Source organism: Halomonas sp. AOP43-D1-4 (assembly GCF_052446175.1).
Lineage (GTDB): Bacteria > Pseudomonadota > Gammaproteobacteria > Pseudomonadales > Halomonadaceae > Vreelandella > Vreelandella citrativorans.
Genome location: NZ_JBQSVY010000004.1, coordinates 170,734 through 183,024, shown reverse-complemented (window position 1 = coordinate 183,024; position 12,291 = coordinate 170,734). Strand labels below are relative to the sequence as shown.

11 protein-coding genes are annotated in these 12,291 nt (G+C 55.1%); 9 read left to right on the top strand and 2 right to left on the bottom strand.

Translation table 11 applies throughout. The features are described 5' to 3' along the window. The first annotated feature begins 35 nt into the window (after positions 1–35). Entirely contained in the window at positions 36–890 is an 855-nt protein-coding gene (locus ACT3RQ_RS05965; RefSeq protein WP_444680132.1) for a DUF72 domain-containing protein, read from the top strand. Positions 891–1,042: 152 nt separating this feature from the next. After that, on the top strand, positions 1,043–2,386 hold the full coding sequence (locus tag ACT3RQ_RS05960; RefSeq protein WP_444680131.1) for a sodium-dependent transporter: 1,344 nt from the start codon (positions 1,043–1,045) through the stop codon (positions 2,384–2,386). Between the two features lie 71 nt (positions 2,387–2,457). Here ACT3RQ_RS05960 and ACT3RQ_RS05955 read toward each other — a convergent pair whose 3' ends face one another. Further along, positions 2,458–2,676 (bottom strand): PA3496 family putative envelope integrity protein, encoded by a 219-nt coding sequence (locus tag ACT3RQ_RS05955; protein WP_087110325.1) that lies wholly within the window; start codon positions 2,674–2,676, stop codon positions 2,458–2,460. Positions 2,677–2,948: 272 nt separating this feature from the next. On the opposite strand from ACT3RQ_RS05955, the gene hexR reads away from it, so the two are divergent. From hexR to ACT3RQ_RS05940, 3 genes are all read left to right on the top strand, one after another. Continuing rightward, positions 2,949–3,803 (top strand): transcriptional regulator HexR, encoded by an 855-nt coding sequence (gene hexR / locus ACT3RQ_RS05950; RefSeq protein ID WP_172116806.1) that lies wholly within the window; start codon positions 2,949–2,951, stop codon positions 3,801–3,803. An 86-nt stretch (positions 3,804–3,889) separates the two neighbouring features. Beyond that, positions 3,890–6,088 carry a DNA helicase II gene (gene uvrD, locus ACT3RQ_RS05945; protein ID WP_441677721.1) on the top strand — a complete coding sequence of 733 codons (2,199 nt, stop codon included), beginning with the start codon at positions 3,890–3,892 and terminating at the stop codon, positions 6,086–6,088. Between the two features lie 128 nt (positions 6,089–6,216). Then, entirely contained in the window at positions 6,217–7,305 is a 1,089-nt protein-coding gene (locus tag ACT3RQ_RS05940; RefSeq protein ID WP_172116804.1) for a TRAP transporter substrate-binding protein, read from the top strand. A gap of 84 nt (positions 7,306–7,389) precedes the next feature. Here ACT3RQ_RS05940 and ACT3RQ_RS05935 read toward each other — a convergent pair whose 3' ends face one another. After that, positions 7,390–7,803, bottom strand: coding sequence for an acyl-CoA thioesterase (locus ACT3RQ_RS05935; RefSeq protein ID WP_087110319.1), 414 nt, complete (start codon positions 7,801–7,803; stop codon positions 7,390–7,392). Positions 7,804–7,952: 149 nt separating this feature from the next. Here ACT3RQ_RS05935 and ACT3RQ_RS05930 point away from each other — a divergent pair, with 149 nt between their 5' ends. From ACT3RQ_RS05930 to pstB, 4 genes are all read left to right on the top strand, one after another. Next, positions 7,953–8,837 carry a PstS family phosphate ABC transporter substrate-binding protein gene (locus ACT3RQ_RS05930; RefSeq protein ID WP_444639570.1) on the top strand — a complete coding sequence of 295 codons (885 nt, stop codon included), beginning with the start codon at positions 7,953–7,955 and terminating at the stop codon, positions 8,835–8,837. A 98-nt stretch (positions 8,838–8,935) separates the two neighbouring features. Next, the gene (locus tag ACT3RQ_RS05925) at positions 8,936–10,051 is read left to right on the top strand and encodes an ABC transporter permease subunit (protein WP_441677715.1); all 1,116 of its coding nucleotides are present in this window, start codon (positions 8,936–8,938) and stop codon (positions 10,049–10,051) included. Continuing rightward, entirely contained in the window at positions 10,051–11,460 is a 1,410-nt protein-coding gene (pstA, locus tag ACT3RQ_RS05920; RefSeq protein WP_441677714.1) for a phosphate ABC transporter permease PstA, read from the top strand. The genes ACT3RQ_RS05925 and pstA overlap by 1 nt, the downstream gene beginning before the upstream one ends. Continuing rightward, positions 11,454–12,269 (top strand): phosphate ABC transporter ATP-binding protein PstB, encoded by an 816-nt coding sequence (gene pstB, locus ACT3RQ_RS05915; protein ID WP_192526819.1) that lies wholly within the window; start codon positions 11,454–11,456, stop codon positions 12,267–12,269. Before pstA ends, pstB begins: the two co-directional genes overlap by 7 nt. Positions 12,270–12,291: the final 22 nt, after the last annotated feature.

Genomic DNA, 12,291 nt, shown 5'->3' with positions numbered 1-12,291 from the left:
AGTACGCTTTATAAATGCAGCAGGCTCGTTGGCGTATGACCCTCCCCCTCTACCTAGGCCTCCCCATGTGGGCCAACCAGGATTGGCAAGGCAGCCTGTATGCCCGCCACGCCAAGACAGATCTGCTCAGCGACTATGCCAGCGTATTTTCAAGCGTGGAAGGCAATACGACCTTTTATAGCGGTGCGCCAAAAGCAGAGACCGTTGCCGCCTGGGCACGCCAGGCACCTGCTCATTTTCGCTTCTGTTTTAAATTACCTGCCAGTATCACCCATGACCAGCGGCTTACCCATTTGGATGATGTCTGGTCCTTTTTAGCCGCACTTGAACCACTGCATGATCGTCTCGGCCCTACCATGGTCCAACTACCGCGCGACTTTGGTCCCGAGGAGCTACCAAAGCTAGAGGCCTTACTGGCTGCTTGGCCCGCTCACTTACCATGCGCGGTTGAAGTTCGTCATCCTGTTTTTTTCCACAAAGGCGCAGCTGAAAAAGCGCTTAACCAATTGTTGATAACTTATTGTGCCAACCGTGTAATGCTGGATGTACGCCCTGTCTTTTCAACCCCTGCCGAGGGCCACGCGGGGCTTGCCCATGCTCAGCAGGAAAAGCCGAAACTCCCGTTACACGTGCTTTCCACAGGTAATTTTCCGGTCATTCGCTTTATTGGCCATATTGACAAAACGATTAATACGCACTACTTCGCCCCTTGGAAAGCCCGTCTCAACCTGTGGATAAGTCAGGGGAAAACCCCTTTCTTATTTGTGCATACTGCTGATAATCGCGAGTCTCCCGAGATGGCACGTCAGCTATACAATGCGCTTGGCGAACTTGCCGACCTACCCCCGCTTAGCGACTTTCCAGGTGAGGCACAAAACCTGTTGTTTTAAGCTAATATTAATTTAACCTAACTGGCACGGGGCCTCTTGATCGGATAAATTGCGCATACTCTTTGAAAAGTGCAGAGCCGTCTGTGCTTTTCGAACATGCGTAAATGGGGCGCATAGCGGCTTATTACAATTCAACTAACAGTAGGTGATGTATGGCAAAACTTGCACATGCACAATGGTCCTCGCGTATGGGCTTTGTGCTTGCCGCTGCCGGTTCAGCGGTAGGCTTAGGGAATATCTGGCGCTTCTCATATATGACCGGTGAAAGCGGCGGCGCTGCTTTTGTTCTGGTCTATCTTGCATGCGTAACGCTGGTTGGCCTGCCCATTCTGGTGGCGGAATGGATGATTGGTCGCCGGGGCCAGAAAAACCCGATTAACACCATGTCCGACCTTGCCACGCGTCACGGACGCTCCAGGGCTTGGGCAACTATCGGTATTAGTGGCGTTCTGGCGGCCTTTTTAATTCTATCTTTTTATAGTGTTATCGGCGGCTGGTCACTCAATTACACGCTGGGGTCGGTGATCGGGACGTTTAATGGCCAGGATGCTGATGCCGTCGGGGCTATTTTTGGCGACCTGCTGGGTAGCCCTACAACGCTTCTGATTTGGCACACTGCGTTCATGGTGCTGGTTATTGGTATCGTGGCGCGTGGTGTGACCAAGGGGCTTGAAGCCGCTTCACGACTTCTGATGCCTGCGCTGGTCGTGCTTCTTTTGATTCTGGTCGGCTATGGCGTAACAAGCGGCTCCTTCGGTGAAGCACTTGCGTTCATGTTCAGCCCTGACTGGGGTGCGCTCGACGGTGGTGTCGTACTAGCGGCGATGGGCCAAGCCTTCTTCACCCTATCATTGGGTATGGGCATCATGATGGCGTATGGCTCTTATCTGGGCGAAGACGTCAACCTGATTAGCACAGCGCGTACCGTTATCATCCTGGATACGGTCATTGCCCTGCTTGCAGGTCTTGCGATTTTCCCCATTGTGTTCGCCAACGGGCTAAGCGCAGGCGAAGGTCCAGGACTCATCTTCGTAACGCTGCCTCTGGCCTTTGGCAACATGGCGGGCGGCACTATTCTCGGTTTGATGTTCTTCCTGCTGCTGACGTTTGCCGCAATTACGTCGGCTATCTCGCTGCTGGAACCGGTCGTTGAAACAATCGAAGAGCGCACGCCCTTGAGCCGGGTAGGATCGACACTGGCGAGCGGTATTGCGGTGTGGGTACTCGGTGTGGCGGCGCTGCTGTCATTTAATGTGTGGTCCGACGTACTGTTATTCGGCCTCAACATTTTTGACTTCCTCGACACCTTCACCAGCAAGATTTTGCTGCCGCTGACGGGTCTGGGCGCGATTATCTTCTTCTCGCTATGTTTGGACAAAGAAGAAGCGCGCAAGGAGCTGCGGTTAGATATCTACGATTTCACCTTGTGGAATCTACTCGCCAAGTACGTGGCGCCACTCGGTGTGATTATCGTATTCCTGACCGGCTTGATCTAGCGATGCCTACGCCCTGCCGCTTGGCAGGGCAGCACCATGTGGGTACTGCTTAAACACCGAGCTACATGCCGTTAGTGCAACTCGCTCTCTTGCCGTTCGTCATCGTCTGGCAGGGGGGCGATATCCCGGTATAACTTCTGAAACTCCCGATGCAGCTCAATTCCTCGGCGAGCCCGTAAATTGCGTTGTGCGGCGCTACGCTGGCGCTGAGCATGCTCATCCACTTCCATGCCCATAAAAATATCCAGCAACTCGCTTTTGACCGAGGTAATTCGTTCGACGTTTTTCATGATCGACGTGCCTCCAGGTGAATATGTCTTCGTCCACCTGCATCTGTGGCGACTGTTGAATGATGCAGTGCGACACTTCACTTCTTACTATACCTTACTTGACAGTATGATGACGAAACCTGGCGAAATGCGTTAACGCCTTTTAAACGCATGCCTAAACATCGTTTCGCTGCCCTTTTATGCCATCACTCAGGCATACTGTGGCAAATGCTGACAAATACAGCAAAGCGCGCAGTGCAAAACGCGCGCACTGGATAATCGAGGAGCTGAACGTGAGTCGCGCCCTGTTCGATGAGATGAGACGCCGCATGGAGCACTTTCGCCGCTCCGAACAAAAAGTGGCACGCTTTGTACTGCGTAATCCTGACGAGGTTATCCACATGCGGATCGTTGACCTCGCCACCGAAGCCAACGTTAGCGAGCCTACCGTGGTGCGCTTCTGTCGCGCCCTGGGCTGCAATGGCTTTCAGGATTTTAAACTGCAGTTAGCGCAAATGCTGGCGTCTGGCAGCCAATTCGCGCAGTTCTCAATGAACGACAGTGACTCCGTTGCTGAGTTCTCACACAGTATTTTTGACTCCACGGTCGGCACCCTGCTTTCGGTACGTGACCGGCTCGATAACGACGCGCTAGGCCAAGCGGTTAATGCGCTGACGATGGCCAATCGGGTTGAGTTTTACGGCTTTGGCGCCTCAGGCGCTGTCGCGTTTGATGCGCAGCACAAATTTTTCCGTTTACAGATATCTACATCGGCCTATGCGGACCCGCACATGCAGAACATGTCGGCGGTGACCCTTAAAGAGGGCGATGTGGTGGTGGCGATTTCTCAAACGGGTCGGACCAAAGCATTGGTCGCCAGCGTGCGCTTGGCCCGTGAAGCGGGCGCTACAGTGATTGGCCTGTGCCCCAGCGGTTCCCCCTTGGCAGAAGAGGTCAGCCTGCCGCTGTATATTGATGTTCACGAAGATACCGAGATTTACACGCCACTCAGCTCTCGCATTGCCCACCTGGTATTGATTGATGTGCTCGCCGTGGGCGTTGCCAAAACCCGCGGCCCCAAACTGGCTGAGCAGCTTAAATCGGTGAAGAAAAGCCTGAATACCCTGCGCTACCCTGAAGACAACTAAATCGTCGTACACTAACGCCTGTATGCACAGCCAGTTTGCCTGCTGTGCTAAACTAGCCGCCCCTTTTCGATCCGGCAGCGGCTTTTATGGACGACGTCACGGCGATACTCGATCAGCTCAACACAGCCCAGCGTGAGGCAGTCAGCGCTCCTCAGGGCAATCTTCTCGTGCTGGCCGGTGCAGGCTCCGGTAAAACCCGGGTACTGGTTCACCGGATTGCCTGGCTGATGCAGGCAGAGGGCCTGTCACCCTATGCGCTACTGGCAGTTACCTTTACCAACAAGGCTGCCCGCGAGATGCGCACGCGCCTTGAAGCCCTGCAGGGAATCTCCTTGCGCCATGTTTGGGTAGGCACGTTCCACTCTATTGCTCACCGCTTGCTTCGAACCCACTGGCAAGACGCTCGGCTACCGCAAAACTTCCAGATCATTGACTCCGATGACCAGCTCCGGCTGGTGAAGCGGCTGCTCAAAGATTACGCCATTGACGATGAGCGCTTTCCGCCGCGTCAGGTCCAGGGGTTCATCTCAAGCTGCAAGGAAGAGGGCTTGCGCCCGCACCAGGTGAACGTGGACGGCGATGCCTATATGGCGCAAATGGTCGAGCTTTACGAGCGCTATCAATTGACCTGTGAACGCGGCGGGCTGGTGGATTTCGGTGAACTACTGCTTAGAAGTCTGGAACTGCTGCGGGATAACCCGGCGCTTTTAAATCATTATCGTGAGCGCTTTGGGCACATATTGGTGGATGAGTTTCAGGACACCAACACCTTGCAGTATGCCTGGCTAAAGCTGCTGAGCGGCATGCAAACCCCCATGACTGCAGTGGGCGATGACGACCAATCCATTTATGGCTGGCGCGGCGCCAAGGTCGAGAATATTCGCCGGTTTGAGGAGGAGTTCCCACAAACGCAGACGGTGCGCCTTGAGCAGAACTACCGTTCAACCAGTGCCATTCTGGATGCTGCCAATGCGCTGATCAGTCATAACAGTGACCGGCTGGGCAAGAACCTGTGGACCGATGGTATCGAGGGCGAGCCTATTTCCGTCTATGCCGGGTTTAACGACCTGGAAGAGGCGCGCTATATCGTCGACACTATCAAAGAGAAGGTCGATGAAGGCGTTAACCGCCGTGATATTGCGATTCTCTACCGCTCCAATGCTCAGTCGCGACTGTTGGAAGAGACGCTGATTCGTCAAGGCATGCCTTATCGCATTTACGGCGGCCATCGCTTCTACGAGCGCCTGGAAATCAAGAACGCCCTCGCCTATTTACGTTTACTGCTTAATCGCGATGACGATGCCTCGCTTGAACGCGTGATCAACGTGCCGACCCGCGGCATTGGCACGCGTACCGTGGAAATTCTGCGCCTGCGTGCACGCGAACAGAGTATTTCACTTTGGCAGGCGCTGCATGATGCCCTTCAGGACGGTACGTTAAAGGGCCGTGCGGCCAACGCGGTACAAACGTTTGCCAACCTGATAGAGCAGTTGGATAACGACGCGGCAGGCTTAACCCTTTACGAAATTATCGATCACGTCACCGAGCACACGGGCCTGATTGAGCACCATAAGAGTGAGCGCGGAGAGAAAGGCCAGGCGCGGGTCGAAAACCTCGAAGAACTGGTCACCGCTGCCCGAGCCTTTACCCAGGGTGATGCGTTTGAAACGCCCGAGGCGGGCGAAGGCATGGCCGCTCTAGAGGCATTTCTTTCCGAGGCGGCGCTTAACGCGGGCGACCATGAAGCTGAAGAGTTTGAAGATAGCGTACAGTTAATGACGCTTCACTCTGCCAAAGGCCTCGAGTTTCCGGTGGTATTTATTGCCGGTGTGGAAGAGGGTCTGTTCCCGCATAAAATGTCGCTCGAAGAGCCGGGGCGTTTGGAAGAAGAGCGCAGGCTCTGCTACGTGGGCGTTACCCGCGCCATGCAAAAACTCTACCTGACCCACGCAGAAACTCGCCGCTTACACGGCAAAGAGGTGTTTCCTCGCCCCTCGCGCTTCTTGCGTGAATTACCGCCGCACCTGCTTGAAGAGGTTCGCCTGCGCGGCCATATCTCACGCCCGGTAACCGCCGCCCGCACAAGCTTTGCGCAGCAGCGTGTTGAAAGCGATGGCGACTTACCTGCCCTGCATGTGGGCCAACGTGTTGGCCACGCCGTCTTCGGTGAAGGCATTATTCTTAATGCCGAAGGCGAAGGCGCACGCGCCAGAGTACAAGTGAGCTTTGAAGGCGAGGGCGTTAAGTGGCTAGTGCTGGGGTTTGCCAAGCTAATCCCGCTGTAACGCCTATGTTAAGGGGAAGTGTCTTAACAGGTTGCCCAATAAAACCGGGTTAGCGCATACTGGCGAGCGGACACGTACGCTCACGCGTAACGCAATAATAATCGTATTTATTCGGAGTTATAGCCGCCATGCAACGCCGCCAATTCTTAAAAACCGCTGGCTTAGGTGCTGCCGGTGTCGCTGCCGCCCCCTTTGTAGCGACCGCGCATGCAGATGAAACGTATACCTGGGACATGGTGACCTCTTGGCCGAAGAACTTCCCGGCGTTAGGCACGGGCGCCAACGACTTCGCTCGCCGCGTTGAGCAGCTTTCCAACGGCCGTATGAAAATCCGCGTACACGGCGCAGGCGAGCTGGTACCTGCATTGGAAGTGTTTGATGCGGTATCGGCTGGAACGGCAGAGATGGGCCACTCCACGCCCTATTACTGGCGTGGCAAGCTCCCGGCTGCCCAGTTCTTTACCGCCGTGCCCTTTGGTATGTCAACGACTGAGATGAATGCGTGGCTGTATCACGGCGGTGGTCAGGAGCTGTGGGACGAGGTTTACGCCAAGCATAATCTTAAGCCGTTCGCAGTGGGTAACACTGGCCCTCAAATGGCGGGCTGGTTCAAGAAAGAGATCAACTCGCTGGATGACATGCAGGGCCTTAAACTGCGTTTGCCAGGACTTGCCGGTGAAGCCATGAACGGCATCGGTGTCAGCACCGTGAATATGCCAGGCTCTGAGATTTTCACCTCGATGCAAACGGGTGTTCTGGATGCCGCCGACTGGGTAGGCCCTTACAATGATATGGCGTTTGGTCTGCATCAAGTGGCCGACTACTACTACACCACGGTGTGGAACGAGCCGACCGCAACCGTCGAGACGATGATCAATCTGGATGCCTGGAATGCCTTGCCAGAAGATCTGCAGGACGTTATTCGCGAAGCAGCACGCGCATCCAACCTGGCCATGTACACAGAGTTCGCTTACCGCAACGCGCAGGCGCTAGAGACTCTGGTTGATGAACATAACGTTCAGCTACGCGAATTCCCCGACGATGTTGTTCAGGCACTCTACGAATCCTCGCAAACCGTGATCCAAAACCAGGTCGAGGGCGATGAAGACTCACGGCGCATTTATGAGTCGTACGCTAACTTCCAGAATCTTATCCGCCCGTTTAGTGATATCGGCGAGTATGCCTACCTGAAAGGTCGTGATGCCGTTGGCGGTTAATCGCTACCCACGGTTGATAAAAAGGGCGCCCAGGCGCCCTTTTTTTGCAAACCATTGTGCCATCTTATGAAGGGTCAGCAGGCCTTAACCATGCACGGCACGGATACGACCATTATCGTCCAGAGCGACCATGACGAAACGCGCCTCAGTGACTTTTTGGCGCTCTTCAAGGCGCCGCCCATGAGGGATACGCACCCATACTTCGACATCGATCTTAAGAGAGCTGCGGCCAATTTCCTGTACATGAGTGTAAACACTCACCATGGAACCCACGCGCACAGGGCTTAAGAAATCCATCGATTCGATGGCCACTGTCGCAGTACGCCCGCCGGCCTCACGACCGGCTGCCAGTTCTGCCGCCTGATCCATGTGATTAACCAGCCACCCGCCCGAAATATCGCCGTAAAGGTTGGTATCCTGTCGAGAAGCCAGTAATTTGAGTGTGAGCAGACCTTGAGGGGCCGGAGCATCATCCAGGTCGGTTTCTAAAAGTGTCATAAGTCGGTCGCTTAATAGGGTTATTGTTGTGTGGTTGCTGCATGGCAATATAAGGCATTAGTTAATCATACGAGGGCATACGTTTGAAGCGCATTGGTTGGTCGTCAGGGAAGAAAAATCGCCTGTGTTTTACGCTTACCACGGTACTAATGCTATTCGCATCAGTTGCCTGGGGGCAACCACAACCGGTTAGCGGCACCCTGAGTGCGATTGGCTCCGACACCATGGCCGGACTCATATTGCGCTGGGGCGAGGCGCTAGCCGTGCGCTATCCAGAGATTAATGTGCAGTTTCAGGCTACTGGCTCGGCCAGCGTACCGCCAGCGCTTACGGCGGGCACTGCACGGCTTGGCCCCATGTCACGCCCCATGAATGACCAAGAGCGACAAGCGTTTATCGATCGCTACGGTTATCCACCGCTAGAGCTTAAGGTGGCCAGAGATGCGCTTATTCTGGTCGTTCATCGTCATAACCCCTTGCGGGCCATTACGCGCCAACAGGCCGATGCCATTTTTTCCACCGGCCAAGCGTGCGGCGCCGATAAGCCGATAAGACGCTGGAGCGAATTAGCCGCCACACACGAGTGGCCCTATGGAAATATCGCCCTACATGGGCGCAACCTGGCATCGGGCACCTATGGGTTGTTTCAGGACGAGGTGCTGTGTGATGGCCACTTCCGCCGCGACATCAGCGAGCACCCGGGCTCTTCTGCTGTTGTCGCGGCCGTGGGTGAGTCGCCCAACGCCATGGGATATGCCGGATATAATCACCTGACACCGATGGTACATGCGCTGCACTTTGTTACCGAGGAGGGGGAAGAAATCGCGCCCAGCGAGCAGGCTGTTCAGCGTAACGAGTACCCGCTATCACGCGATCTTTACCTCTACGTTAATTTACCGCCAGATGAGTCACTACCCGCCGCCGAGCAGGCATTTTTAGCGTTTATTTTATCGGAAGAAGGCCAGCAAATTGCCCGCGCGGCGGGTTTTGTACCGCTGCCCGATGATGAACTCGCAAATCAGCAACACTGGTAGCTCACTATCATCCAATTGTCATAAAAGTGTCTTAGAGTAAGGAGAACTCACCATGCAACCCATCTTCGCGACGGCCATGCCTTCCCTATGATGTTGATATGATCCCACCTCGCGTTCCTGCTTCTTATCAGCCGCTACGCCAGTTTAAAAATCGTGTCGCCACCGGCCTTATTACGGCGGGAGGCATCGCGGTGCTGCTCGCGATTCTGGCGATTGGCGTGTTTCTATTTTGGGAAACGCTGCCGCTGTTGGCATTGGATAAGACCTTTGCCTTCGATAAGCTCTCGCCACTGGTATGGGGAACGCTTAAAGCGGCCTTGGCGGCGATGCTCTTCGCGCTACCTATCGCCTTAGGCGCCGCCATGTACTCGGCGTTATTCATGTCAGCACGCTTGCGCAGCCGGATTAAGCCGACTCTTGAGATGATGGAGGCAATGCCCGGCGTGGTAGTGGGATTTATTGCCGGTTTAGTACTTGCTCCATGGGTGGAGCGAAACCTGGCCAGTACGCTGGTGCTGCTGGTATGGCTACCAATCAGCGCGGGGCTTGCGGGCGTACTCTGGCACATGGCCTCGTCTCGCTGGCATCGGCGGCTGCCGTTTTCCTGGGCCGGGCTATGGCTTGTACCCTGGCTTGTCGGCATGGTGGCGCTGGCAGTGTGGTTTACGCCCTTGCTGGAGCAACTCTTTCTGGGCGGCGATCTGCGCCGCTGGTTAGAACAGCGCTGGGGCATGGACTATGCCACTCGCAATGCGCTGATTGTAGGCATCGCCATGGGTTTTGCAGTAATACCCAGCATTTACTCTCTTGCCGAAGATGCCCTTGCCGACGTCCCGCTCTCCATGATGGAAGGCGCCCAAGCGCTCGGGGCCAGCCGCTGGCAGGCGCTATGGAAAGTCGCGCTACCGGCGGCGGGACCGGGCATCTTTTCTGCAGTGATGATAGGCATGGGTCGTGCGGTAGGTGAAACCATGATTGTGTTAATGGCCAGCGGCAATACCGCTCTGCTGAGCGCCAGCCCCTTTGAAGGCATGCGCTCAATGGCCTCCGCCATTGCGATTGAGCTCCCTGAAGCCTCCCACGGCGGGTTTACCTATCATCACCTGATTCTAGCGGCGCTGGTGCTGTTTCTATTTACGTTTTTGGTAAATACCCTAGCCGAGGCAGTGCGCTTACGTATGCGCCGCCGCTACCATAAAGCAGGGCATTACTAATGAGCCGCCTATTCGCCGCCGCTCCCAGGCATCGGCTCGATAAACTATGGCCGTGGCTATGCGCCGCTAGCGTTGCCTTATCACTTTTAATGTTAAGCGCGTTACTTACACTATTGCTTGTTCGTGGGTTAGGCCATTTTTGGCCCGCCACGCTTGAAGAGATAACACTACGCTCGGGTAGCGTTGTTGCAGGGCAAGCTATTCGCGAAACGCCGCTGCCTCAGGAAGCCGGGGTTGAGCGCCTCTATTTTAAAGGTAACCGTGATGTAGACGGCGTCAGCTGGCACTGGGTAGATATCGACGATATTACCTCACGTACAACACCGCACGACCTGATCCGCCTGGAACGTGCTCCGTGGGGCAGTTTTATTGGTCGCTTGGCCGCAGTAGAAACTGACCAGCAATCGCTGCATGGCCGCGAAGCGTGGGACTATTTAAACAATGCACTTACCCTACCGGCTAATCAGCGCCCGCCGGGGCAGCTGCTGCTGGTCACGGCACAGGGCGAGACGTTACGCCAACCTCTGGACAGCGTCAGCCAGGCACTGGCGCCTAATGCCATGTCCTGGTGGCAAAAAACGCACACTTGGGGCACTAACGTTTGGCAGTTTTTAAGCGAGGGCCCGCGTGCGGCCAATACCAGTGGCGGCGTATGGCCGGCTATTTTCGGTACTGTACTGATGGTCATTTTAATGTCCGTAATCGTCACCCCCTTTGGCGTACTGGCCGCTATTTATCTTAATGAAATTGCTCATCAAAACCGACTTACCCGGTTAGTGCGCATTGGCGTACGCAATTTGGCGGGCGTTCCCTCCATTGTGTACGGCGTATTCGGCCTTGGCGTATTCGTTTACGGCATTGGCGGCACGCTGGATAGCTGGTTCTTCAGCGATACACTGCCTTCGCCAACGTTCGGCACCGGCGGTCTTTTATGGGCCTCTTTAACGCTCGCGCTATTGACGCTTCCTGTCGTGATTGTGGCCACCGAGGAAGGGCTTGCTCGCATTCCCGATGCCCAGCGTGAGGGGGCAGTAGCGCTGGGGGCCACCCGTCTGGAAATGCTAACGCGTATTGTCCTGCCCATGGCTACTCCTGCCATGCTAACTGGCGTTATTCTCGCTATCGCCCGCGCCGCAGGCGAAGTCGCTCCGCTTATGCTGGTGGGGGTTGCCAAGTTAGCTCCGCAAATGCCGGTCGACGGTGAGTTTCCTTATGTGCACCTGGAGCGCAAATTTATGCATCTTGGCTATCATCTATTTGATACTGCTTTTCATGGCGAAGATGTACAGGCCGCTATGCCTCTGGTTTACGCCACGGCGCTTCTTTTAGTGGTTATTATTTTGGTGCTTAACCTAACTGCCATATTTCTGCGTCATTATTTTAGGCGCCAACGAGGAAGCGAATGCTAGCGTCATTAGATATAGCCAATGCCCCACAGGCGCCGGTGACGCACTTTTCATCCGAGCACTGCGCCTTGAGTATCGACCAATTTAACCTCGCCTATGCGGGGAAATCGGCGTTGCGTAATTTAACGTTGAGTGTGCCACGCCACCGGGTAACGGCCTTTATTGGGCCTTCTGGCTGTGGCAAGTCAACACTGCTACGTGCCATTAACCGGTTACATGATCTTAACGAGAGCGTGGAACACAGTGGGCATATTCAGCTTGAAGGGCAGGATATTTACGCCGCGCAGATGAACGTGACCGAGCTACGCCGCCGGGTAGGCATGGTGTTTCAAACGCCCAATCCGTTTCCCATGTCGATCTATGAAAACGTCGCTTTTGGCTTGCGTTTACAGCATCGCCTACCCAAGCGGCAACGCGATGACATTATCGAGTGGGCGCTGACCTCAGCAGCCCTATGGGATGAGGTAAAAGACCGCCTGCATCGTTCGGCGTGGCAGCTATCAGGTGGTCAGCAGCAGCGCTTGGTCATCGCTCGAACGCTAGCCGTTCAACCGGATGTGCTACTACTGGATGAGCCGGCATCAGCGCTTGATCCAATTTCAACGCTGAAGATTGAGGAGCTGATTCGTAACCTTAAATCACAGCTAACCCTTATCCTTGTCACCCACAATATGCAGCAAGCCGCACGGGTCTCCGATTATACGGCCTTTCTACACAACGGAGAGCTGGTTGAGTACGGCCCTACCGACCAGGTCTTCACTAATCCGCGTTTACAGCGCACCGAGAACTACATCACCGGCCGCATGACGTAGTCGTCAATCATCAGGCCTAACT

Excerpts from the sequence above, each read along its gene's own strand:
- ACT3RQ_RS05965 (WP_444680132.1), top strand. The coding sequence starts at position 36 with ATGACCCTCCCCCTCTACCTAGGCCTCCCCATGTGGGCCAACCAGGAT.
- ACT3RQ_RS05960 (WP_444680131.1), top strand. The coding sequence starts at position 1,043 with ATGGCAAAACTTGCACATGCACAATGGTCCTCGCGTATGGGCTTTGTG.
- ACT3RQ_RS05955 (WP_087110325.1), bottom strand. The coding sequence starts at position 2,676 with ATGAAAAACGTCGAACGAATTACCTCGGTCAAAAGCGAGTTGCTGGAT.
- uvrD (WP_441677721.1), top strand. The coding sequence starts at position 3,890 with ATGGACGACGTCACGGCGATACTCGATCAGCTCAACACAGCCCAGCGT.
- ACT3RQ_RS05940 (WP_172116804.1), top strand. The coding sequence starts at position 6,217 with ATGCAACGCCGCCAATTCTTAAAAACCGCTGGCTTAGGTGCTGCCGGT.
- ACT3RQ_RS05935 (WP_087110319.1), bottom strand. The coding sequence starts at position 7,803 with ATGACACTTTTAGAAACCGACCTGGATGATGCTCCGGCCCCTCAAGGT.
- ACT3RQ_RS05930 (WP_444639570.1), top strand. The coding sequence starts at position 7,953 with ATGCTATTCGCATCAGTTGCCTGGGGGCAACCACAACCGGTTAGCGGC.
- ACT3RQ_RS05925 (WP_441677715.1), top strand. The coding sequence starts at position 8,936 with ATGATCCCACCTCGCGTTCCTGCTTCTTATCAGCCGCTACGCCAGTTT.
- pstA (WP_441677714.1), top strand. The coding sequence starts at position 10,051 with ATGAGCCGCCTATTCGCCGCCGCTCCCAGGCATCGGCTCGATAAACTA.
- pstB (WP_192526819.1), top strand. The coding sequence starts at position 11,454 with ATGCTAGCGTCATTAGATATAGCCAATGCCCCACAGGCGCCGGTGACG.